Origin of the sequence: Aquabacter sp. L1I39 (assembly GCF_017742835.1) — a bacterium.
In the GTDB taxonomy this organism is placed as follows: Bacteria; Pseudomonadota; Alphaproteobacteria; order Rhizobiales; family Xanthobacteraceae; genus L1I39.
In genome coordinates, this window is the sequence record NZ_CP072392.1 from 2,621,899 (window position 1) to 2,644,373 (window position 22,475).

The 22,475-nt window shown below is 69.7% G+C and carries 20 protein-coding genes and 1 other RNA gene; 11 read left to right on the plus strand and 10 right to left on the minus strand.

What is annotated here, in order from left to right; translation table 11 throughout:
• Positions 1-85 precede the first annotated feature (85 nt).
• The 3 genes from J5J86_RS11525 to J5J86_RS11535 form a co-directional block, all read right to left on the minus strand.
• On the minus strand, positions 86-934 hold the full coding sequence (locus J5J86_RS11525) for a DMT family transporter (protein ID WP_247658338.1): 849 nt from the start codon (positions 932-934) through the stop codon (positions 86-88).
• Between the two features lie 119 nt (positions 935-1,053).
• Positions 1,054-1,806, minus strand: coding sequence for an SDR family NAD(P)-dependent oxidoreductase (locus J5J86_RS11530; RefSeq protein WP_209105075.1), 753 nt, complete (start codon positions 1,804-1,806; stop codon positions 1,054-1,056).
• A 165-nt stretch (positions 1,807-1,971) separates the two neighbouring features.
• Positions 1,972-2,463 (minus strand): MarR family winged helix-turn-helix transcriptional regulator, encoded by a 492-nt coding sequence (locus J5J86_RS11535; protein WP_209105076.1) that lies wholly within the window; start codon positions 2,461-2,463, stop codon positions 1,972-1,974.
• 282 nt (positions 2,464-2,745) lie between these two features.
• On the opposite strand from J5J86_RS11535, the gene J5J86_RS11540 reads away from it, so the two are divergent.
• Genes J5J86_RS11540 through J5J86_RS11550 form a run of 3 tightly spaced genes read left to right on the plus strand, consistent with a single transcriptional unit; the run spans position 2,746 to position 5,182 of the window.
• Positions 2,746-3,561 (plus strand): creatininase family protein, encoded by an 816-nt coding sequence (locus tag J5J86_RS11540; protein WP_209105077.1) that lies wholly within the window; start codon positions 2,746-2,748, stop codon positions 3,559-3,561.
• Positions 3,558-4,592 (plus strand): Ldh family oxidoreductase, encoded by a 1,035-nt coding sequence (locus J5J86_RS11545; RefSeq protein ID WP_209105078.1) that lies wholly within the window; start codon positions 3,558-3,560, stop codon positions 4,590-4,592. The genes J5J86_RS11540 and J5J86_RS11545 overlap by 4 nt, the downstream gene beginning before the upstream one ends.
• 5 nt (positions 4,593-4,597) lie before the next feature.
• Positions 4,598-5,182 carry a DNA-3-methyladenine glycosylase I gene (locus tag J5J86_RS11550; RefSeq protein WP_209105079.1) on the plus strand — a complete coding sequence of 195 codons (585 nt, stop codon included), beginning with the start codon at positions 4,598-4,600 and terminating at the stop codon, positions 5,180-5,182.
• Between the two features lie 6 nt (positions 5,183-5,188).
• Here the strand turns inward: J5J86_RS11550 and J5J86_RS11555 are convergent, their stop codons facing one another.
• A complete protein-coding gene (locus tag J5J86_RS11555; RefSeq protein ID WP_209105080.1) occupies positions 5,189-6,064 on the minus strand; it encodes a LysR family transcriptional regulator in 876 nt (291 codons plus the stop codon).
• Positions 6,065-6,176: 112 nt separating this feature from the next.
• Here J5J86_RS11555 and J5J86_RS11560 point away from each other — a divergent pair, with 112 nt between their 5' ends.
• On the plus strand, positions 6,177-7,151 hold the full coding sequence (locus J5J86_RS11560; RefSeq protein WP_209105081.1) for an NAD(P)H-dependent flavin oxidoreductase: 975 nt from the start codon (positions 6,177-6,179) through the stop codon (positions 7,149-7,151).
• A 105-nt stretch (positions 7,152-7,256) separates the two neighbouring features.
• On the opposite strand, the gene J5J86_RS11565 is transcribed toward J5J86_RS11560, so the two are convergent.
• Positions 7,257-7,703, minus strand: coding sequence for a GNAT family acetyltransferase (locus J5J86_RS11565; protein WP_446698674.1), 447 nt, complete (start codon positions 7,701-7,703; stop codon positions 7,257-7,259).
• Between the two features lie 2 nt (positions 7,704-7,705).
• Positions 7,706-8,737: an L-threonylcarbamoyladenylate synthase gene (locus J5J86_RS11570; protein ID WP_209105082.1), complete on the minus strand. Its 1,032-nt coding sequence runs from the start codon at positions 8,735-8,737 to the stop codon at positions 7,706-7,708.
• Between the two features lie 221 nt (positions 8,738-8,958).
• Between J5J86_RS11570 and J5J86_RS11575 the strand changes: the two genes are divergently transcribed.
• Positions 8,959-10,755 (plus strand): acyl-CoA dehydrogenase, encoded by a 1,797-nt coding sequence (locus J5J86_RS11575; protein ID WP_209105083.1) that lies wholly within the window; start codon positions 8,959-8,961, stop codon positions 10,753-10,755.
• A 244-nt stretch (positions 10,756-10,999) separates the two neighbouring features.
• Here J5J86_RS11575 and J5J86_RS11580 read toward each other — a convergent pair whose 3' ends face one another.
• Positions 11,000-11,410 (minus strand): HIT domain-containing protein, encoded by a 411-nt coding sequence (locus tag J5J86_RS11580; protein WP_209105084.1) that lies wholly within the window; start codon positions 11,408-11,410, stop codon positions 11,000-11,002.
• A gap of 127 nt (positions 11,411-11,537) precedes the next feature.
• On the opposite strand from J5J86_RS11580, the gene ffs reads away from it, so the two are divergent.
• From ffs to J5J86_RS11600, 4 genes are all read left to right on the plus strand, one after another.
• Positions 11,538-11,636, plus strand: an RNA gene (ffs, locus tag J5J86_RS11585) — signal recognition particle sRNA small type.
• 133 nt (positions 11,637-11,769) lie between these two features.
• Positions 11,770-11,994 (plus strand): hypothetical protein, encoded by a 225-nt coding sequence (locus tag J5J86_RS11590; protein WP_209105085.1) that lies wholly within the window; start codon positions 11,770-11,772, stop codon positions 11,992-11,994.
• 77 nt (positions 11,995-12,071) lie between these two features.
• Positions 12,072-13,958 carry a DNA polymerase III subunit gamma/tau gene (locus J5J86_RS11595; RefSeq protein WP_209105086.1) on the plus strand — a complete coding sequence of 629 codons (1,887 nt, stop codon included), beginning with the start codon at positions 12,072-12,074 and terminating at the stop codon, positions 13,956-13,958.
• A 93-nt stretch (positions 13,959-14,051) separates the two neighbouring features.
• Positions 14,052-14,372 carry a YbaB/EbfC family nucleoid-associated protein gene (locus tag J5J86_RS11600; RefSeq protein WP_209105087.1) on the plus strand — a complete coding sequence of 107 codons (321 nt, stop codon included), beginning with the start codon at positions 14,052-14,054 and terminating at the stop codon, positions 14,370-14,372.
• Positions 14,373-14,670: 298 nt separating this feature from the next.
• On the opposite strand, the gene J5J86_RS11605 is transcribed toward J5J86_RS11600, so the two are convergent.
• Complete coding sequence (locus J5J86_RS11605) at positions 14,671-18,501, minus strand: AsmA family protein (protein WP_209105088.1); 3,831 nt, start codon at positions 18,499-18,501, stop codon at positions 14,671-14,673.
• Between the two features lie 216 nt (positions 18,502-18,717).
• On the minus strand, positions 18,718-20,130 hold the full coding sequence (locus J5J86_RS11610; RefSeq protein WP_209105089.1) for an FAD-linked oxidase C-terminal domain-containing protein: 1,413 nt from the start codon (positions 20,128-20,130) through the stop codon (positions 18,718-18,720).
• Between the two features lie 276 nt (positions 20,131-20,406).
• Here J5J86_RS11610 and J5J86_RS11615 point away from each other — a divergent pair, with 276 nt between their 5' ends.
• Positions 20,407-20,880, plus strand: a complete 474-nt coding sequence (locus J5J86_RS11615) for a thioesterase family protein (RefSeq protein WP_247658342.1) — start codon at positions 20,407-20,409, stop codon at positions 20,878-20,880.
• Between the two features lie 260 nt (positions 20,881-21,140).
• A complete protein-coding gene (locus J5J86_RS11620) occupies positions 21,141-21,311 on the plus strand; it encodes a hypothetical protein (RefSeq protein ID WP_209105091.1) in 171 nt (56 codons plus the stop codon).
• Between the two features lie 202 nt (positions 21,312-21,513).
• Here the strand turns inward: J5J86_RS11620 and J5J86_RS11625 are convergent, their stop codons facing one another.
• Positions 21,514-22,461, minus strand: a complete 948-nt coding sequence (locus tag J5J86_RS11625; protein WP_209105092.1) for a 50S ribosomal protein L11 methyltransferase — start codon at positions 22,459-22,461, stop codon at positions 21,514-21,516.
• Positions 22,462-22,475: the final 14 nt, after the last annotated feature.

Sequence of the window (22,475 nt, forward strand, 5' to 3'; positions counted from 1 at the left end):
GGCACACGGCATCTGATTTCTGTGCCCTGCACAATAACCCGCATTTTGACAAAAGCGAGGTATCCCGTGCTTTTGCGAGGCAATGTCAGCGCAGCTTGCGCTGCATGCGCTGGACGTGGCGCTCCCGGAACAGAAGATAGATGCCCGAGGAGACCACGATGGCCGCGCCGCAGATGGTCCACAGGCTCGGCACATCCCCGAATACCAGCCAGCCCAGCGCCACCATGGCCAGGATCTGGGCATAGATGAAGGGAGCGAGCGTTGCCGCCGGGGCGCGGGCATGGGCCATGATCAACAGGAAGTGCCCGCCGCCCGCCACCATGCCGAGCGCCAGCATGCCGCCATAGACGGCCGGGCTGTCGGGTGTCTCCCACACGAAGGGCAAGGGCAGGCTCGCCACCACCGATCCCACGAGCGAGGAATAGAACAGCGTGGTGGGCGAGGAATCCACGCTCGCCAGCATGCGGGTGATGATGCCGTAGAGCGCATAGCAGACCGCCGCGCCCACCGAGAGCAAAGCCGCCGGATGGATGCCGCCCGCCCCGGGCTTGGCCACCAGGAGGATGCCGGCAAAGCCCACCATGATGGCCGCCCAGCGCCGCGCGCCCACCCACTCGCCCAGCATGGGGCCGGCGAACAAAGCGACGAAGAAGGGCGCCGAGAACATGATGGAGACGGTCTGGTCCAGCTGCAGGAACTGCAAGGCGGCGAAATTGAGCGCGGTGCAGGCGAACAGCAGCCCGGAGCGGATCAGTTGCAGCCCCGGGCGGCGGGTGCGCAGCAGGCCCGGTACCGTCCAGGGATTGAAGATGATGAGCGAGACGACGAAATGGACCACATAGCGCGCCCACACCACCACCATGACATTGATGTGGGAACTCAGCCACTTGGCGATGGTGTCGGTGAAGGCGAAGCTGATCACCGCGATGCACATGAGGCCTATGCCGGCGAAGACCCCTCCGGGCGCCCCGAGCGGTGAAGGGGCGCCGGGAGCCCGCCCGCTTAAGGGCGCGGCTCCACCATCTTCGGAGGGGACTCGCATGGCACTCGCGATCAGTAGGTGGCGCGTCCGCCCGAAATATCGAACACGGCGCCGGTGGTGAAGGAGCAATCGGCGGAGGCGGCGAAGGCGATGGTGGCGGCCACCTCTTCCACCTTCACGAACCGCGCCCGCGGAATCTTGGAGAGCATGTAGGCCACGTGCTCGTCGGTCATCTGGTCGAAGATGGCGGTCTTGGCCACGGCCGGGGTCACGCAATTGACCGCGATGTCATACTCGGCCAGCTCCTTGCCCAGCGACTTGGTGAGCGCGATCAGCCCGCCCTTGGAAGCGGAATAGGCGGAGGCGTTGGGATTGCCTTCCTTGCCGGCGATGGAGGCCACGTTGACGATGCGGCCGTAATTCTGCGCGATCATGGTGGGCACCACGGCGCGGCAGCAATTGAAGGGGCCGATGAGGTTGATGTTGACCACCTGCATCCAGGCGTCCGGGGGATAGTCCCACAGCTTGGTGTTGGGCCCGGAAATGCCGGCATTGTTCACGAGGATGTCGATGCGCCCGAAGGCGGCCAGCGTCTCGCGGGTGGCGCGCTCCACGGCCGCGAGGTCGGTGACATCCACCTGAACGGGGAGCACCTTGTCGAGGCCCAGTTCCCCCGCCGTGCGGTGGGCGAGGTCGCCGTCCATGTCCCAGATGGCGACCTTGGCGCCGGAGGCGAGGAAGCGCTCCACCACGGCGCGGCCGATGCCCTGCGCGCCGCCGGTGACGACGGCACAGCGGGTTTCCAGATCGATGGCGTTCGGCATGCGTTCCCCCAAGGATCGGTCTGCCCCGGACCATCCGGCGGCGCGACCTTAATCGTTTGAAAGAAGGCATACCGCGCCCGTCCCGATGCTGGGAAGGGCAATTTCACGCATGCGCCGCGCGCTGTCTCATGCACAAGGCGCGGGGCGCAGGCGAGGGGCGGGCGATCAGGCCTCGTCGTCGTCCTCGACGCCCTCGGGATCCTCGTCCACCCCGCCATCGGCGCCGAGCCGCACGGCCAAATTCTTCTCCACCTTGCGCAGCAGCTTGCGCAGGCGCTTGCGGTCCTTGCCGTCGAGGCCGGCGACCATCTCGCCTTCCAGCGTGTCCCAGATCTTGTCGATGGAGCCGCCCCGCTCGCGCCCGGCGGCGGTGAGGAACACCCGCACCAGGCGCCCGTCGCCATCCATGGTGCGCCGTTCCACAAGGCCCTGGGTGGTGAGCCGGGCAATGGTCTTGGAGGCGGTGGGCGGGCGCACGCGCAGGGCATTGGCGAGGTCGCCCATGGTGCGGCCGTCCTGCTCGATCAGCAGCTTCAGGACCGATTCCTGCCCCGGAAACAGCCCCAGCTCAGACAGGAGCCGGGCCGACAGCGCCTTTTGCAGCCGGGCCGTATGGGTGAGCCGGTAGCCGATGGTCTTCGCAATCGGGTCCTTCATCTCGTCCCCCTGACGCGACCGCACACCGGGGCTGGCGGCGATTCGGTTTCGCGGCTCAATTCTAATATAGCCGGGCCAGCACCTTGCATGAGGCAAGCGTGCGAAGGCCATGCCCTTTACACCGCGCCGGCTTACAATTTTGCGAAGGCTGCAAGGCAGGATCACGACAAAGTACAGGCTTTTCCCCGCCATGCGCCGGCGGGGGATGGGTTTGCTCCGGACGCGCTTTCCCTGCGCAGTCCCCGGCGATATGGTCGCGCCGCTTCACCCGGAAGGTGTCCCATGACCGCCTTAGCCTGGGCCGAGCTCTCCTCGCCCCAGCTTGCGGCGTTGCGCGGCCCTTCCACCATCGCCGTGCTGCCGGTGGCCGCCGTGGAGCAGCATGGCCCCCATCTGCCTGTTGGCACCGACCTGTTCATCGCGCAGGGCTATCTCGCCCGCATCCGGCCCTTGGTGCCGGACGAGCTGAAGGTCGTGATCCTGCCCATCCAGGCGGTGGGCAAGTCGGACGAGCACCAATCCTATGCGGGTACGCTGACGCTGGAGCCGGAGACCGCGCTGCGGGCCTGGATTGAGCTGGGCGCCGCCGTGCACCGGGCCGGCATCCGCCGCCTGGTGCTCATGAACACCCATGGCGGCAATGTGCCGGTGATCGATCTGGTCGCCCGCACGCTGCGGGTGCGATTCGGCCTGCTGGTGGTGATGGCCTCCATGCACCGCTTCGGCTATCCCGACGGCCTGTTCGATCCGGCCGAGCGGGCCCACGGCATCCATGGCGGGGATATCGAGACCTCGCTCATGCTCGCTTTCCGGCCGGACCTGGTGGACATGGGCCAAGCCCGCAATTTTGCGCCCTGGAGCATCGGCATGGAGAGCGAATTCGCCCAGCTGCGCGCCAACCATCCCATCGGCTTCGGCTGGATGAGCCAGGATCTCTCCCCCGCCGGCGCCATGGGCGATGCCCGCTTGGCCACCGCCGCCAAGGGGGCGGCCGCCGCCGCTTATGGGGCGCACGCCTTCATCGCGCTGCTGCAGGATGTGGCGCGCTTCGATCTCACTCGCCTTGAAAACCGCCCGGAAGGGGAAGACCTGCCATGAGCGCCGGCCACCGGATCACCATCGCCCAAGCCCGCGCTTATGCCGCCGAGGTCCTGGAACATTTCGGCACCGCCCCCGCCAATGCGGACATCGTCGCCCAGGCCTTGGTCGCCGCCGAGGCGGACGGCCTGCCCAGCCATGGCCTTGCCCGGCTGCCCAGCTATGGCGTGATGGTGCGCGCCGGCAAGATCGACGGCGCCGCCGTGCCCACCTTGCGCCGCGCCGCCCCTGCGGTGGTCGCGGTGGACGCGGCCAACGGCTTTGCCTATCCCGCCGTGCATCTGGCCGAGGAAGCCCTGGTGCCGGTGGTGCGCGAAATGGGCATCGCCATCGCCGGCGTGCGCCGCTCCAGCCATTTCGGCGTTGCCGGCCATCCGGTGGAGCGTCTCGCGGAAGCCGGCTTCGTGGCCATGGCCTTCACCAATGCGCCGGCCTCCATCGCGCCGTGGGGCGGCAGCGCGCCGGTGTTCGGCACCAATCCCATCGCGTTTGCCACCCCCGTGCCCGGCGCGCCGCCGGCGGTGGTGGACCTGTCCGTCTCCAAGGTGGCGCGGGGCTATATCCTCGCTGCTGCCCAGAAGGGCGAGCCCATCCCAGAGGGCTGGGCGCTGGACGCCGAGGGCAAGCCCACCACCGACGCCAAGATCGGCCTTGCCGGCACCATGGTGCCCATGGGCGAGGCCAAGGGCACGGCGCTGGCCTTCATGGTGGAGATCCTGTCGGCGGCGGTGAACGCGGCCACCTTCTCGCTGGATGCCTCGTCCTTTTTCAATGGCGAGGGGTCGCCCCCCGCCATCGGCCAGACCATCATCGCCTTCGATCCCTCCCGCACCGCCGGGCCGGGCTATCTCGACCATTTGCGGCGGCTCATCGAGGCCATTGAGGGCCAGGAAGGCGCCCGCCTGCCGGGCACACGCCGCATTGCCGCCCGTGCCAAGGCGGAAGCGGACGGCGTCGTGGTCACCCCCGCGCTGGAGCGCGAGCTGGCCGGCCACGGCTTTGCCGGCACCCGCTTCCACACCGAGGCGTGACGCCCATGCGCCCCGCCCATCTTCATCCCGATGGCCGCCATCGGTGCCCCTGGTGCGGCACCGATCCCCTCTATGTGGCCTATCACGACGAGGAATGGGGCGTGCCGGAGCGGGACTCCCGCGCCTTGTTCGAGAAGCTGCTGCTGGACGGTTTCCAGGCCGGGCTCGCCTGGATCACCATCCTGCGCAAACGGGACAATTTCCGCCGGGCCTTCGATGGCTTCGAGCCGGAGATCATCGCCCGCTACGACGCCGCCAAGGTGGAGGCGCTGATGCAGGATGCGGGCATCGTGCGCAACCGCGCCAAGATCGAGGGCGCGGTGCTCTCCGCCCGCGCCTATCTGGAGCTTCGGGACAAGGGCGTGGATTTCTCGGCCTTCCTGTGGGAGAGCGTCGGCGGCACGCCCTTCGTGCGCCGCCCGCGCACCCTCGGGGACGTGCCTGCCGAGACACCGGAATCCCGCGCCTTGTCCAAGCGCCTGAAGGCGGCCGGCTTCAAATTCTGCGGCCCCACCATCGTCTACGCCGCCATGCAGGCCTGCGGGCTGGTGGACGACCATCTGGAAGAGTGCTGGCGGGCGAAGGGGTGATGTCCCTCACGCCGCCTGCCGCTCCCCCGCCCCCAGCCCCCGCGCGCAAGCGATGAAGCGGTCCAGCGCGCGGGACATGAAGGCGTCGTGCCGCGTGATGAAGGTGGTGGTGACGTGCGCCTCGTCCGGCGGCAGGGCCTGGAGGCGCACCTGCCCGGCACGGGCCGCGGGTTCCGCCACCGCGCGGGGCAGGAGGGTGACGCCGAGGCCGGCGCCCACGCAGCCTAAGATGCCGTCCAGCGTGCCGAATTCCAGCCGTCGCACCTCCGCCGCGCCCCGCGCCGCCAGCAGCGCCTCCAGCCGCTGGCGATAGGAGCAGCCGGCGCGGAAGACCAGGATCTTGGCTTCCCCGGCGGGGCGTTCCAGGGGCGCGGGCGGTGTCACCAGCACCAGTTCCTCGGCCATCATGGGCAGAGCGTGAAGGTCGGGATGGTCGATGGGCCCGCACACGAAGGCGCCCTCAAGCTCGCGGGCGAGCACGCGGGCGACCAGGGCCTGGGTCGGCCCCGTCTCCACATGAACGTCCACTTTGGGGCAGTCCGTCACATAGGCGGTGAGGAGGGGCGGCAGGCGGAGCGCGGCGGTGGTCTCCATGGCCCCGATGCGCAGCTCCCCGCCCGGTTCCTCGCCATCCAGAGCCGCCCGCTTCGCCTCGGCGAGGAGCTGGCCCACCCTTTCCGCATAGGGCAGGAGGCGTTCCCCCGCCTCGGTCAGCACCACGCCCCGGCTATGGCGGTGGAAGAGGGGCGTGCCCAATTCCGCCTCCAGGCTCCGCAGGCGGGTGGTGACGTTGGACTGCACGGTGTTGAGCATCTGCGCCGCCCGCCCGATGCCCCCGGAGCGCGCCACGGCGGCGAAGAAGCGCAGGTCCAGATCATTCATGGAGGTGGCTCATTCTGGCATCTCAAATCCAGATGCCTTTGTTCCAGATTAATCATTTTTCCGCAAGGCAGGCGCGGCCTAGCGTGGGTGCACATTCCCGCTGGAGGCCGACATGGCGCATCTGCTTGAGACCCGCTTCACGCGCCGCTTCGGCATCGACCTGCCCATCGTGCTCGCGCCCATGGACCCGGCTTCCGGCGGAGCGTTGGCGGGGGCGGTGAGCGCGGCCGGCGGGCTGGGGCTCATCGGCGGGGGCTATGCGGAGACCGAGCGGCTGGAGCGGGAGTTTCCGCTGGCGGGCAATCACCGGGTGGGCTGCGGCTTCATCACCTGGGCGCTGGCGCGCAATCCCGCGCTTCTGGAGCTGGCGCTCGCCCGCAACCCCGCCGCCCTCATGCTCTCCTTTTCCGATCCCGCCCCCTTTGCCGGCGCCATCACGGCGGCCGGCGTGCCCCTCATCTGTCAGGTCCAGACCCTGGAGCATGCCCGCCGGGCGCTGGATGTGGGCGCGGACGTGATCGTGGCGCAGGGCACGGAAGCGGGCGGCCACGGCCAGGCGGCCCGCTCCACGCTGCCCTTCGTGCCGGCGGTGGCCGATCTCATCGCCCAGCGCGCGCCCGAGTGCCTGCTGCTGGCGGCCGGCGGCATCGCCGATGGGCGGGGCCTCGCAGCGGTCCTGATGCTGGGGGCGGATGGGGCGCTGATGGGGTCGCGCTTCTGGGCGACGCGCGAGGCGCTCATCCATCCCAATGCCCAGGCCATGGCGGTGGCGGCCGATGGCGACGACACCGTGCGCACCCGCGTCTATGACATCGTGCGGCAAAAGGCGTGGCCGGCGGCCTATACGGGCCGGCTGTTGCGCAACGGCTTCATTTCCCGCTGGCACGGCCGGGAGGCGGAACTGGAAGCCTTGAAGCACGAGGAGATGCGGCAAGTGGAGGCCGCCCTTGAAGAGGGCGACTTCGACATGGCCAATGTGACAGTCGGCGAGGCCATCGGCCTCGTGCGCGACGTGCCGCCCGCCGGCGACCTCGTCCGCCGCATTGCCGACGAGGCGCGGGCGTGCCTCACGCGGTTTGCGGCTTGAAGCGTTTCCAAGCGAAGTGGGAACCGGTTCGCGTGAAGGAAACGCGTCGAAGCAAAGATACGGGATCGTCCAGCGTTTCGATGAAGCGCTGGACGATCCCGAGCCTTATTTTCCGTCGAGGCGCTTGGAGAAGATGATGCGCGGCTCCTGGATATAGCCGGCGGCATCATAGAAGGCCTGCACCTGCTCATTCTCCGGCCGCACCATGAGCATGAGCTTGGGCACGCCGCGCGCGCGCAGCCAGTCCTCGGCGGCGCGGGTGAGCGCCTTGCCGATGCCCTGGCGGGCGTGGTCGGGCGCCACCGCCAGATAGTAGATCCAGCCCCGATGACCGTCATGGCCCACCATGGCGGAGCCGATCACGGCCCCGTCCGCGCGGGCGACCAGGATGGTGGAGTGCGGCCCGCGCCGAGCCAGCGTGATGTCGGCGCGCGGATCGTTCCAGGGGCGGATGAGGCCGGTGGCGGTCCACAGCGCCACGAGCGCCTCTTCCTCGCCCTCGCGCATATGGCCGATGGGACGTGCGGTCTCGGTGGATACGGCCTGGTCCATCCTCAATCCCCTTCAATATCCATGGGGCGCGGCGCGGCCGCGCGGCCGAGCCGGTCGGCGATGGCTTCCCCGAGACCCGTGCGGGGGAGGGGTACCACGGCAATGCCCGCAACGCCCAGCCCATCCAGGCGCCGCAGGGCGCCATAAAGATGGGCGGCGGCTTCCTCCAGGTCCCCGTCGGGGCTGAGATCGATGATGCAGGCGGCCGCATCGCTGCCGGGCGGGCGAAGCCCCCCGAAGGTCAAAAGCGCCTCGCCGGGCGCCACATGCTTCGCCGCCAGCCGCACGGCTGCGCGGGGGGCGTAATGGGAGGCAAGCCGCCCCGGCGCGGAGGGGCGGCCTGCGTCGAGGTGCGGGGCATCCAGCAGCCCATGGCCGAGCACCGCCTCGATCTTCTCCCGCGAGAGACCGCCGGGCCGCAGCAAGGTGGGCACGGCCTCCAGGCACGAGACGATGGTGGATTCCACCCCCACTTGCGTCGCCCCGGCATCAAGAATGGCGTCGATCCGCCCGTTCAGGTCCTCCGCCACATGGTCCGCGTCCGTGGGCGAGACATGGCCGGAGCGGTTGGCGCTCGGCCCCACCACTGGGCAGCCGGCCTCCTTCAGGAAGGCCTGGGCCACGGGATGGGCGGGCACCCGCACCGCCAGCGAGGGCAGGCCCGCGCGGGCGAGGTCGCACATGGCCTCGGTGTCGATGCAGGGCAGGACGAGGGTGAGCGGCCCCGGCCAGAAGGCGGCGGCGAGCCGCTCGGCCGCCGGCGAGAAGGCGCCGAGCCGGGCGGCGGCCTCTGCATCCGGCACATGGGCGATGAGCGGGTTGAAGCTGGGGCGCCCTTTCGCCGCATAGACCCCGGCCACCGCGCGCGGATTGCCCGCATCGGCACCGAGCCCATAGACCGTCTCGGTGGGAAAGGCGACGACGCCGGCGGCGCGGAGGAGCGCGCCGGCCCGCGCGATCTGTCCGTCTTCGCGGGCATCAAGACGCAGCGTCTGCCGTTCCGGAAGGGCGGGGGGCTTGCTCAGCGGAGCCATGGGTGGCTGCCTTTCGCCGCGCCGCGGCGGCGGGAAGTGGCGGGGGGCATGCCCCTGGCGAAGGTCATATGCGACGAAAGCCTGTCTGTCCGGGTCTTGACGAAAGCCGTAGCTCGTTCCGAATTGTCGCCCGCCCGAAGCGTCACGCTCTAGGGCCGAAGACGGGTCAAGGTCAATGAGGCGCGGACCCGGGCGCCGTAACGAGAAGCGGAGGCCGTCCCATGCCCTATCGTGCGCCAGTGGAAGATGTGGCTTTCTTCCTGAAGCACTGCACCTCCCTGCCCAAGCTGATGGACGAGGGTGTCGTGGACCTGTCCTTCGACCTGGTGGACAGCGTGCTGGAAGAGGCCGGCAAGTTCGCGGCGCAGGAGATCGAGCCCCTCGACCGCGTGGGCGACAAGACCGGAAACGTGCTGAAGGACGGCGTGGTCACCACCGCCCCCGGCTGGCGCGAGACCTATAAGGCCTGGTCCGAGGCCGGTTGGAACGCGGTGGCGGCGGAGGAAGCCTTTGGCGGCCAGCATCTGCCCACCTCGGTGACCACGGCTCTGGTGGAATTCTGGAACAGCGCCTCGCCCGCTTTCGGCATCGGCCCGGTGCTGACCATGGGCGCCATCGAGGCGCTCACCGCCCATGGCTCGAAGGCGCTGCAGGACACCTATCTCCACAATCTGGTCTCGGGCACCTGGACCGGCACCATGAACCTCACCGAGCCGCAGGCGGGCTCCGACCTTGCCGCGCTGCGCACCCGCGCCGAGCGCCGGGAGGACGGCACCTACCGCATCTTCGGCACCAAGATCTTCATTTCCTATGGCGAGCACGACATCGCCGAGAACATCGTCCACCTGGTGCTGGCCCGCCTGCCTGACGCGCCCGCCGGCACGCGCGGCATCTCGCTGTTCGTGGTGCCCAAGTTCCTGGTGAATGCCGATGGCAGCCTCGGCGCCCGCAATGACGTCAAGGCCGTGGGCCTGGAGCACAAGATGGGCCTCCACGGCTCGCCCACCTGCACCATGAGCTTCGGCGATTCGGGCGAGGGGGCGGTGGGCTATCTGGTGGGCGAGGAAAATCGCGGCCTCGCCTGCATGTTCACCATGATGAACAATGCCCGCCTCGCGGTGGCCGTCCAGGGCGTCGCGGTGGCCGAGCGCGCCACCCAGCGCGCCGTCGCCTTCGCGCAGGACCGCCGCCAGGGCAAGGCGCCCGGCGCCTCGGGGGGCGAGATGAGCCCCATCATCGCCCATCCCGACGTGCAGCGCATGCTGCTCACCATGCGCGCCGAGACCGATGCCGCCCGCACGCTCTGCCTGAAGACGGCCGACGCCCTCGACCGCGCCCATCGCTTGGCGGACCCGGTCGCCAAGGCCGCGGCGCTCGCGGAGGCGAGCCTGCTCACCCCCGTGGCCAAGGCGTTCGCCACCGATGCGGGCATCAAGGTCGCCTCCATCGGCATCCAGGTGCATGGCGGCATGGGCTATATCGAGGAGACGGGCGCCGCCCAGCACCTGCGCGATGCCCGCATCTTCGCCATCTATGAGGGCACCAACGGCATCCAGGCCATCGACCTCGTCACCCGCAAGATCAGCCAGGGCAATGGCGACGTGGTGGAAGCCCTGATCGCCGATTGCCGCGACACCGCCCGCGCGGTCCATGCGCTCAACGCGCCCGAATTCGGCCGCACCGGCGAAAAGCTCGCCGAGGCCACCGAGGCCTTCGCCCGCGCCACCCGCGTGATGCTGGACTGGCTGGCCGATAATGAGCAGGTGAAGGTGCTGGCGGGCGCGACGCCCTATCTGGCCCTGTTCGCCCGTGCGACGGGGGGCGCCTATCTCGCCCGCATTGCGCTAGCGGCCCATGCGGAGGCGGCCGGCGGCGATACCGACCCGCGCCAGGCGGCCCGCATCGCCATCGCCCGCTTCTTCGCCGAGAATCTCGCGGTGGAAGCCTCGGGCCTGGAGCAGGCGGTGGTTTCCGGCGGGGCGGTGCTGAACGACGCAGCCACCGTCTTCGCCGCCTGAGCGTTCGGGCGGAGCCAGTTGCGCATGGCGCGTTCGTTTCACTTGCGACGTCATGCCCGGGCTCGTCCCGGGCATCCACGGCTCCCCCTTAAGCCTGTCCTTGCGGAGCCCCGTGGATGGCCGGGACAAGCCCGGCCATGACAGCAATGAGCGGGAGCGCCAAGGGCGTGTGCAACTCCGTTTGCAAGGGCGTGCGAAGGTCGCTCGCTCTCCTTCCGTCTGAAAAGAGACCTTTAACCGGGCCCTAAAGCCCCAGCGCCGCCCGCACCCCGTCGGCGCGGGCGGCGCGTGCGTTGCCCAGAGGCTCCCGCGTGCCGACGCCGAAGACGGGGCCCGGCCAGGCGGCATCGCCGGGCGTGCGGCCGACAATGTGCACATGAAGCTGCGGCACCATGTTGCCCAGCGCCGCCACATTCAGCTTGGCGCAGCTGCTGACCGTTTTCAGGGCGGCGCCGGCGGCGGCGATTTCTTCCACCAGCACCGCCCGATCGGCGGCGGTAAGGTCGAAAAGCTCCACGCAACCCGCCCGGCGGGGCACCAGCACGATCCAGAAGAAGCGGGCATCGTCCACCAGCCGCACATGGCAAAGCGGGAGGTCGCCGAGGGCGGGGCCGTCCGCTTCAAGGCGCGGATCGAGCTGGAACGGGAGGGTCATGTCAGGTCGGCCTTCGCGAAAATCGGGACGCGGACAGGAGCTTATGCACAGCCTCCGCGCAAGCCCTCCGGAGGGGTGTGCACCTCGGGTGCTTGCCAAACCGATCCTTTGCCACGATATAGGGCACGGGAGGTTGGCGGTGGACGAGCCACTCGCCAACCGGGTCAGGTCCGGAAGGAAGCAGCCCCAACGAGCCCGGTCTCGGGTCTCTGTCCAGCCTCCCACCCTTATGCCCTCCGATCGGCGCCTCCGGTGCGCCCTTCTTTCGGCGCACTCCCCCGCAATATCCCGCCCCGGCGTTCCCAGCGAAGGCGATCCCTTCGCTTGCGGGAAGCGCCTCAAATGGCAGGAGTTTGCGCATGTGGGCCGTCGCCGTGATTCTGCTGCACGCTTTGTCGGGACCGGAGACCCATGTGGTCACCCAGGCCGGCATCTATTCCACAGAGGACAAGTGCAAGGCCGGCATCGCCGCCTCCGTGCCCGGCCGCCTGGAAGGCGAGCCGCTCCAGCAGTTCAAGGACGGCTATCGGCGCTATGTCTGCGTGCGGGTGGAGGGCGCCGACCTGTTCAAGTCGCCCAAATGAGCCCCGCGCCCGGATTTCTTGCGGGCAAGGCCGTCCTGGCCTGACGCATCCACCGGGCGGGATGCTATGAAGGCCCCATGAGCGCGGACCACCAGGACCCCACCCCGCCGGCGGCGGATGAACCCTCCCTCGGCTTCGACCTCGGCGCGCCCGCCGCACCGGCGGCCAGCGCTGGCGCGGCGCCGGCGCCCTATCGCGTGCTGGCGCGCAAATACCGGCCGCAGACGTTCGACGACCTCATCGGCCAGGAGGCCATGGTCCGGACGCTCTCCAACGCCTTCGCCTCCGGCCGCATCGCCCAGGCCTATATCCTGACCGGCGTGCGCGGGGTGGGAAAGACCACCACCGCCCGCATCCTCGCCCGTGCGTTGAATTACGAGCCCATGTCGGGCGGCGGCGGGCCGACGCTTGACCTCTCGGTGATGGGCAAGCACTGCAAGGACATCATCGAGTCCCGCCATGTGGACGTGCTGGAGATGGACGCCGCGTCCAATACCTCCATCAACGACATCCGCGAGATCATCGAGGGCGCCCGCTACCGCCCGGTGATGGCGCGCTACAAGGTCTACATCATCGACGAAGTGCACATGCTCTCCACGGCGGCCTTCAACGGCCTGCTCAAGACGCTGGAGGAGCCGCCGGAGCATGTGAAGTTCGTGTTCGCCACCACCGAAATCCGCAAAGTGCCGGTGACCGTGCTCTCCCGCTGCCAGCGCTTCGATTTGCGGCGGGTGGATGCGGGCGTGCTGGCGGCGCACCTGTCGCGCATCTGCGCCAAGGAAGGCGTGGAGGTGGAGGCCGAGGCGCTGTCCACCGTCGCCCGCGCGGCGGAAGGCTCTGTGCGCGATTCGCTCTCCCTGCTGGACCAGGCCATCGCCCATGGCGGCGGCAAGGTGAGCGGCGAGGAAGTGCGCCGGCTGCTGGGCCTTGCCGACCGGGCGCGTGTGATCGATTTGTTCGAGGCGCTCATGAAGGGCGACATCGCCCGCGCCTTGGCCGAGTTCCGCGACCAATATGATGCCGGCGCCGACCCGGCCGTGATCCTCACCGACCTTGCCGAATTCACCCATCTGGTCACCCGCCTGAAGGTGGTGCCGGAGACCGCCTCCGACGCGGCCCTGGTGGAAGCCGAGCGGGTGCGCGGCTCCGAGATGGCGTCTGCCCTCTCCATGCGCGTGCTGGCGCGGGCCTGGCAGATGCTCTCCAAGGCCATTGCCGAGGTGCAGGCCGCCAACAAGCCGGCCCAGGCGGCGGAAATGGCGCTGGTGCGCCTGGCCTATGCCGCCGACCTGCCCACGCCGGATGATGCCTTGCGGCGCATGCGGGAGATGGCGCAGTCGGGCGGCGCGGCTTCCGGCGGGGGTGGCGGAGGGGGAATGCCCTCCGGCGGCGGCGCCAGTGCCATGGCGGCGTCTGGCGGCGGGGGGCGCCTCGCCATTGCCGCCCGCTCCGAGGCGCCCCAGCCCGTCAGCGCGCCGCGCGCTTTCGCGGGCGCCCAGCCGGTGGAAGCGGAAGGCCCGCGCCTCGGCTCGCTCCAGGATGTGGTGAACCTCGCCGTTTCCAAGCGTGACCTCCTCTTGAAGCATGCCCTGGAGACCCAGGCGCGCCTCGTCCATTTCGAGGACGGGCGCATCGAATTCTCCCTGGTGCCCGGCGCCAGCGGCTCTCTGGTGCAGGAACTGTCCCGCAAGCTGTCGGAGTGGACCGGCCGGCGCTGGCTCGTCTCCCTCTCCAACCGGGAAGGCGAGCCGACGCTCGCCGAGGTGGCGGCCCTCGCCCGCAATGAGCGGGAGGACGGCCTGCGGGCCGATCCGCTGGTGGCGGCGGTGCTCGCCCGCTTTCCCGGCGCGCAGATCGTGGACGTGCGCACACGCGACGACGAGCCGCCGGAAGAGGTCCTCGCGCCCGTGCTGGAAGAGGATGCCTGGTTCGGTCCCGGGCCGGACGACGAGATCGAATTCTGAGGGCAGGCGGCCTGCGGCATGCCGGGGACGGGCTTTTCCTTTCCGCCCGACGCCACTATCTGAGACGCAAATCACCAGCAGAGGACTCCGACCATGCGCGACCTGATGGGCATCATGAAGCAGGCGAAAGAGCTTCAGGAGCGCGTGCAGCAGATGCAGCAGGAGCTGGAGACCATCGAGGTGGAAGGCTCTTCCGGCGGCGGGCTGGTGCAGGTGCGTGTCACTGCCAAGGGCGAGACCAAGGCCGTGCGCATCGATCCGAGCCTCCTGAAGGCCGACGAAGGCGAGATCCTGGAAGACCTGATCGTCGCTGCCCTCTCCGATGCGCGCGCCAAGTCCGAGCGCGTGATGCAGGAGAAGATGCAGTCTGTGACCGGCGGGATGCCCATTCCGCCGGGCCTCAAGCTGTTCTGAGGGCCCGACCCCTGGCGCGACGGCATCCGCGCGTCCCGCTTTCTCTCACTTTGCAAAGAGCAGGTTTCACCCACCAGAGGGGATCGCGGGTCGATGCCGTCTGATGGGATCCGGCGCTGGAGCATTTCCGAGCGAAACGGGAACCGGTTCGCGTGACGAAAACGCGATAAAATAAAAAGTTAGATCGATTCAGTGTCTCCATGAAACGCTGAAGCGATCTAAGCGGGCGCCAAGAGCGCATGCGGCGGACCGCCCGCGCCATCTGATTTTAGGCCGCGCCGCCGCGCGCGGTACATGGTCATTCGCCCGGCAGCAGCCCCGGCGGCCGCAGGATGATGCCCCAGCCGGATGGCGGTGGCAGGCGGCTCGTGTCGGTCTGGCTCTGGCTCTGGCTCGGGCGCGTGGGCTGTGAGCGGCTTCCCGGCCCAATATCCACTGGCGGCGGCAGAGGCGGGGCGCTGGAGCGCCCTTCCGCCTGGCGGGGCGCGCTCTGGCGCGGCTGGGTGGCGGGCGCATTGGCCGAGCTGCCGGCAGGCGCATTGGCCTGGGTGGGCGGGGCAGGCTGCGGAGCCGGTTCGCTCGGCTGCATGGGCGCGCCATTCGGCGCGTCCCCGGTTGAGACCCCGGCGCTCGGCGCCGAGAGGGGGGACGCGCTCGACGGCGCGGGTGTGACCGGTGCCGAGACGGCGGGTGCCGCAGGGACAACCGGGGCCGGCGTGGCGGGGGCCGCCTGGGGGATGGGACGCAGCGGCGCGCTCTGGATGGCGGGGCTTGCCGCCGGCGGTGGGGTCTGGGCGGGTACCTGCGACGGGGCGGCTTGCTGGGGCGGCTCGGCGCCGATGGATTGCCGCTCTTCCAGGCGCTTGGTTTCCCGCTCGATGGCGCGCATGGCGATGACGGCGGTCAGCGGCGCGGCCGTCACTTGCCGATCGGGGGTGGCCAGCGGCCCGCGCCAGGTGATGGTGCCGCCGGGGGCGGCGCCTGCCGTCTCCAGGGATTCCATGTCCAAAGTCGCGTCCAAGGTGAGGCGCGCCAGATCCAGATTGCCGGACAAGGTCGCCCGCAGGCCCGCGGCCTGGGTGCGGGCGGGCGAGGCGCGCACCACGCCGTTCACCACACCCAGCGTGGTTTCCACGCTTTTCAGCCGGAGCGGCCCGCGCGCCATGGCCCGGTCCAGGAACTGGGCCGTGCGCCGCTCGTCGGGGGGCGGGCCCATGGTGGTGGCGGCGAGCACCGCCTCGATGGCGGTGGGGTCGGCGGAGGGAATTTCCAGGTCCGTGAGCGTGGCCGTGCCCTGGCCCACCAGGCTCTGCACCAGTTGGAGCGGCGTGCGGCCGGTGCCCAGCAGATCCACTACGAGGCTCACCTTTCCGCCCGGCGGATTGCGCGGCTGGGGGGAGAGGGGCAGCAGGATCGCGGCGGAATCCACATTGTCCAGCGTCAGGTGTCCATCCGCCGCCACCGTGTCGGGCCGGCGCCTCAGGGTCAGCGTGCCGGAGACCTGCCCGCCACCGAGGCGGCCGGAGAGGTCGCGCACCTCCAGGCTCGGCCCCGTGGAGACCACCCGCAGGCTGCCTTCGGCGAGGCGATAGCTGTCGGACACCGCAAGGCGCTTGGCGCGCAGTTCGAGGTCGGCGGCAAGCCCCGGCCCTGTGCCTTGCGTGAAGCGGGCGGCGGACCAGGGGCCATTGCCCGCATCTGGCCCGACGCTGCGGGCCCCCCACACGCCGATGAGGCGCGGCACCGACACCTCGTCCAGCTCCAGCCGGCCGGTGAGACGGGGCACCGGGCCGGGCTCGATGCCCACGGCTCCGGCCACCGGCGCGCCGGCCACAGTGCCTGTAAGGCCATCCAGCTGCCAGCGGCCTTCGGGCCGGGTCAAGGTGAAGGCGAGGGCGGCGGGCAGCGGGCCGGCCTCGGTGCCGGCAACGGCGAAGATGCGCGACAGGTCGCCATTGGAGAGGCGCAGCGACAGGTTCGGCTGAAGGCTATCGGCCTCGTCGCGGGCGAGCCGGCCCTGGCCTTCCAGCAGCGCTTCGCCCAAAGCGAGGCGGCCCTCCAGCGTGCTGCCGCCGGTCTCGGCGCCGCGCACGGACAGATCGAGGCGCCCCGCGCCCTGGCCTGGCTTCAGCCCGCCAAGGCCGATGGCGTCGAGCACGCGGGCGCCGTCGGTGGCGGTGAGCGAGAGATCGGCGCTTTCCGGCGCGCCGTGGGCGGACCGGCGCACGGCCAAAAGGCCTGCGACCTGGCCGAGTTGCCCCTCCGCCCGCAAGGTGCGCTGACCACCATCGGCCCATTCCGCATAGGCATTGAGCTTGACCGGCGCCGCCACGGGCAGCAGGCGCTGGATGATGTCCGCCGCCTCCGGGCCCGAGACGATGCGGGTGACGGGCACCAGGCCGTCGGCGCGGGCGCCGGAGACGGATACGTCCACACGTCCCGCCACCGGTTCCACCAGGCGGGCGAACTGGCCCTTGCCGTCGAGGCGCAGGCCGGCGAGGTCGTCCAGCTGGAGGCGGGAGAGTGTCCAGGCCCCATCCCGTCCGCTGGCGGACACCGCCAGGGTGCCCAAGGGCAGGCCGGACAGGACGAGGTTGCGGCCGGTGATGGCGATGTCGCCGGCGAAGGGGATGTCTGAGGCCAGCGTCAGCCGGGTGGCGGCGAGAATCGGGTCCAGGTCGAACCCATCCAGCGCCAGCGCCACGTCGAGCCGCGTCGGCGTGCCGATGGAATAGGCGGCGGATCCGGTGGCGCGAGATGTCCCCAGCATCAGGGAGAGATTGGCGATGGACGCGCCCGTCTCGGTGGCATTGATGCGGCCGGACAGGCGCACGGGGCCGCGCAAGGCGGCCACATAGTCGTTGGGCGCGCGGGGAGCGGCCCAGCGCAGCAGGGCGACGGGATCCTCCGAGGTGAAGGTCAGGTCGCCCAGGAAGCTCGAACCGGCGCGTGCGGCGGCGGGCGTGCCGGCGAGGCGGACCACGGTCTGGCCCGGCAGCTTGGCTTCCGCCGTGTCGATGCGCCAGGCGGCGCCGTCGGCGCTCAGGTCCAGGCGCGCATCGCGGACCACGGTGCCGCCCACGGTCAATTGGTCGACGCCGATGCCGACGCGCACGGGAAAGTCGGTGGGCTCCAGCGCCCCGAAGGCACCGGACAGGTCGGCCACGGTCTCGGCCGGGCTGCGGCTCGCCGTGCCGGTGCGGGGCATGAGCAGGTCGGCATCGAGGGTGCGGGCGTTCAGCACCGCGTCGAGCCCCATGGCCCGGCCCAGGGAAAGGCGCGCCGAGCCGTTCAGCTGAACCGGACGGGCCTCGTCGCCCAGCGTCAAATCGAGGCTCTCCGCCACCAGCGCCTCGGGGCTGGCGCGCAGGTTGCCGGCGAGCCGCCAGCCGTCGCCGCCGCCGGCGGAGGGCTTGCGGGCGAGGGAGGCGCGCCCGTCATAGCGCGGGGTCCCCTGGTCGAGCCGGAAATTGCCGTCGAGGTCGAGGGTGAGGGGGCGGGTGCGGTCGTCGGCGATGAGGCGCAGGCGGGCGGGCTCCGCGCCCGCCTTGCCGAGATTGAAGCGCAGGCCATAACGCCGTCCGCCGGTCTCCACCTCGCCTTCCAGCCGGAACGGTCCGGTGAGGCTGCGCGCCTCGCCCTTCACGTCCACATCGGTGAGGCGGAGGGTGCGGTCGGCGCCCCGGTCGAGAAGGTCGAGGCTGCCGTCCTCCACGGTGAGCTGGCTGACCGCGAGGCCCGTGGGCGTGCCGGCCCCGGTGGGCAGCGCCACGCGGCCGGCGCTGTCCATCACCACGCGCAATTGAGGACGGACCAGCCGCACGGTCCCCGCCTCGAACGTCCCGCGCATGAGGGCGCCCAGGGAGAAGTCGGCCCGCACCTCGGCAATGGTGCCGCCGGTGGAGATGGCATCGGCGCCCACCGAGACGTTGCGCAGGACCACGCGCGGCACGGGCAGCAGGTCCGCGTCAATCTTGCCCCGAATGAGCACCGGCGCGCCGAGGGTGCGGCTGGCCTCGCTCTCGAAGGTGGCGCGCCATGCGTTCCAGTCCACCACCAGGGGGGCCGCGAAGGCCGCGACGATGGCGACAATGACCGCCGTTGCCAGCGTGATGAGGATGCCCTGCAATGTGGTCCTCGCGAGAGACGGTTCCGGCCCCATTAAATCGCAAGGCGATCCAATGTGCGCGGTGTTTCGGTCGTCCAAGGAAAGAGAGCGCGGTTTTCAGCCCGCCTCGATGCGAGGCGATGGCATCGCGCCCTCGGGTGCCGCTCCTGTTCCGGGGCGGCGGGTTACGTCTCCCCGTGCTTGCGCTCCCTCGCTTTCTCTCTGCCGTCCCCGCCGTCAGAGGGCGACGATCTTGCCGGGATTCATGATGTCCTGCGGGTCAAGCGCCCGCTTGATGGCCCGCATGGCGTCGAGGGTGGCTTCCCCGTGCTCCACGGGAAGATACTTCATCTTGCCCTGGCCCACACCGTGTTCGCCGGTGCAGGTGCCTTCCATGGCCAGCGCCCGGTCCACCAGGCGCGCCATGAAGAGCTTGGCCTTGGCGAGGTCCGCCGGGTCGGTCACGTCCACCATCAAGGTGGTGTGGAAATTGCCGTCGCCCACATGGCCGACAATGGGGGCGATGAGGCCCATCTCCACGATGTCGCGCTTGGTCTCCATGACGCATTCGGCGAGGCGGGAAATGGGCACGCACACGTCGGTGGCCACCGCCTTGGCGCCGGGGCGCAGGGGCAGGACGGACCAATAGGCATCGTGGCGGGCCTGCCAGAGCTTGGTGCGGTCCTCGGGCTTGGCCGCCCAGGAGAAGGGGCCGCCGGAAAATTCCGCCGCAATGTCGCCGAAGCGGTGCGCCTGCTCGGCGGCGCCAGCTTCCGTGCCATGGAATTCCAGGAACAGATGGGGCGTCTCGGGCAGATCGAGCTTGGCATAGGCGTTGGAGGCCCGCACCTGCATCTCGTCCAGAAGCTCGATGCGGGCCACCGGAATGCCGGACTGGATGGTGGCGATCACCGCGTTGCAGGCATCCTCGATGGTCGGGAAGGGGCAGACCCCCGCGGTGATGGCTTCCGGGATGCCGTAAAGGCGCAGCGTGATTTCGGTGATGATGCCGAGCGTGCCCTCCGCCCCCACGAACAGGCGGGTGAGGTCATAGCCGGCGGAGGATTTCTTGGCCCGGCGGGCGGTGGTGATGACCTCGCCATTGGCCAGCACCACCTTCAGGGAGAGCACATTGTCCTTCATGGTGCCGTAGCGCACCGCATTGGTGCCCGACGCGCGGGTGGAGACCATGCCGCCCAGCGAGGCGTCGGCGCCCGGATCGATGGGGAAGAAGACCCCCTGGTCGCGCAATTCCTCGTTCAGCCGCTTGCGGGTGACGCCGGGCTCGATGACGCAATCGAGATCCTCGGGGTGCACGGCGAGGATGCGGTTCATGCGGGACATGTCGATGCAGACGCCACCGCGCGGCGCATTCACCTGCCCCTCCAGCGACGTGCCGGCGCCCCAGGCGATGACCGGCATGGCATGGGCCGCACAGATGCGCACGATGGCCTGCACATCCTCTGTGCACTCGGCGAAGACCACCGCATTTGCCGGCTCATTGGGCAAATACGTGGTGATATTGGCGTGTTGCTCCCGCACAGCTTGCGACATCACAACTTTGTTACCAAGCGCGGCCGCGAGTGCTTCAAGCCCGGCGGCGAATTGGGACGCGGAGGCGGGCTCTACCTGGGCGGCGACGGCAACCATTTAAAAATCCTTTAAGACTCTCAGTCCACGCGCGGCGCGCGGCGCAGATTAGCCATCCCGGCGCGCCGGGCAAAGGCCCAAAGTGGGGCGACAAAAGGGCCTTGAGCTGCACGGTTATTCCGCAGCGGCGACATTTTTGCGCCACTTCGGAAGTGACCAATGTTTCAAGACGCGTCACACTGCGTCTTCACCGTGCATTCACCAGCAATGACGGGGATTTCCATGCGGAACCGGATCGACTTCGAACCTGTGTTCTTTGCCCCTTTCGTGTCGTCGATGATGACGATCGACGGCGCGTGGATCGGCCCCAACGGTCTCGTGAAGCCGTCCTATTTCAATGTATTGTTCGAGCGCGGGCTGAATGAGGCCCTGCGTCTGCTCGGCCAGGACGGCATGGCGCGCCGCGAGAACGAAGTGGCGGACGGGGAAGGGGCGATCTTCATCGCCAGCGAAGCGCATGTGCGCTACCTGCAGGACCTTCCCGGCGACACGCCGGTGCGGGTCACCGTGCGGCTCATCGACTATGACAACGTGCATATCCACGTCTATCTGAGCCTGCACCATGGGGCCGAAGGGTGGTTGTGCGCCACGTCGGAGCAGATCCTGTCCCATGTGGATGCGGACCTGCGCTGCGAACTGCCCATTCCCGACGCCATGCTGGAGCGTGTCGCCGGGATGAAGGCCGTGCATGGCGCCTTGCCGGAGCCGGACGATCTCGGCCGGCGGGTGGAGATTTTCCCCCGCAGCTGACAGGGCGTCCCAGCTGAAGCCTTGCGGGACACGTCCCGCCCGACACCGGTGCCAGCCACTGGCGCCCGGCCCCTGTCGTTCGCCCTTGGCGTCCTTTCGTTTGCCTACCTGAAGCCTGACCGCGGGCAGCGACGCATGTGAGTCCTGCATGGCGCGTCAGGACAGCTATGCTGACCTATCTCTTCTATTGCGCTGCAAACGGCCATATCTTGCATTGCAACACGGATCGCAAGGGCGGTCCGGCATGAGGAGATACGGTCATGAGCGTCGTTGCGCTTCCTTCCGTAAAGGGTCTGAACAAGAAGTCCGACACCGCGCGCCAGCCGCTGCTGCGCCGCATCTATGACGCGATCGTCGCCGCCCGCATGGCGCAGGCCGAGCGCGAACTGGCTTTCTACATCCAGCGCACGGGCTTCGACCCGCGCAAGTGACGGCGGGACGTGCGCGTTCCGCGTGAACGCACACGGTGAAGAGATGCGCGCGGCCCTCCCGCGCGTGACCCCGGCGCTCCGGTCCTGACGCGGCTGCTGCCCACTGGGGCAAGCGTGCGCCGGACCCACGGCCAGGCGCCGGCGTCAGCGGCGCTTTGTACCCTGCGCTATGTGTCGCCCGACCTCTGGCGCGACCTGCGGCTCATCGCCACCAGCGCCGCGCCACCGGCACGGCGCCTGCCCCCGAATCCGCCAGGGTGAGCGTTGTCCAGCCGTCAATGTCGCGGCGGCGCACCAATTTGAGACCCTGCGCCCGATAGGCGGCCAGCGCCGCATTGGCGTGGGACGGCAGCAGACCCGACAGGACCAGCCGGCCGCCCGGCGCCAGAAGCGGGCGAATGGGCCTGGCGAGCCGCTTCAGCGGCGGCAAGAGGATATTGGCGAGGATGAGGTCATAGGGCCCGTCCGCCCGGATCTCCCCCGCATCCACCCCCGCTGCCAGCACCGCCCGCACGAAGGGCGCCGCTTTGTTGGCGCGGGCGTTTTCGCGGGCCGTGCGCACCGCCACCCCATCCAGATCCCCGGCCATGACCGGACGGCGGAACTTGCGCGCGGCGGCGATGGCCAGCACGCCGGTTCCCGTCCCCACATCCAGGATGCGGCGCGGCCAGCCCGTGCCGTCCCCCGCCTTCGCCGCATCCATGATGGCGTGCATGCAGCCTTGCGTGGTGCCGTGATGGCCCGTGCCGAAAGCCAGCGCCGCCTCGATCTCAATGCCGATGCCGTTGGGCGGCACCCGGTTCCGGTCATGGGAGCCATGGACGTGGAACACGCCCACCTTCACCGGCGCCAGCCCCTCCAGCGAGGCAGCGACCCAGTCCTTCTCCTGCAATTCGCCGAAGGTGAGGGTCGCGGCGAGCGCCTCGCCGCCGGCCACCACCACCAGTTCCCGCAGGATGTCGGGATCGAAGGCAGACCCGGCATAGACCTCCACCGCCCACAGCCCGTCCGGCTGCTCGAAATTGGCCACCGCCACCTCGGCCGGATCGAAACTTTCCGCCAGCAGATCCGCGACGCGGCGCGCCTCGGCCTCCGGGGCGGTGAGGTGCATGAAGTGGGTGGCGTCGGAGGGCAGGAGGCCTTCGAGCATGGAACTCTCGTCTG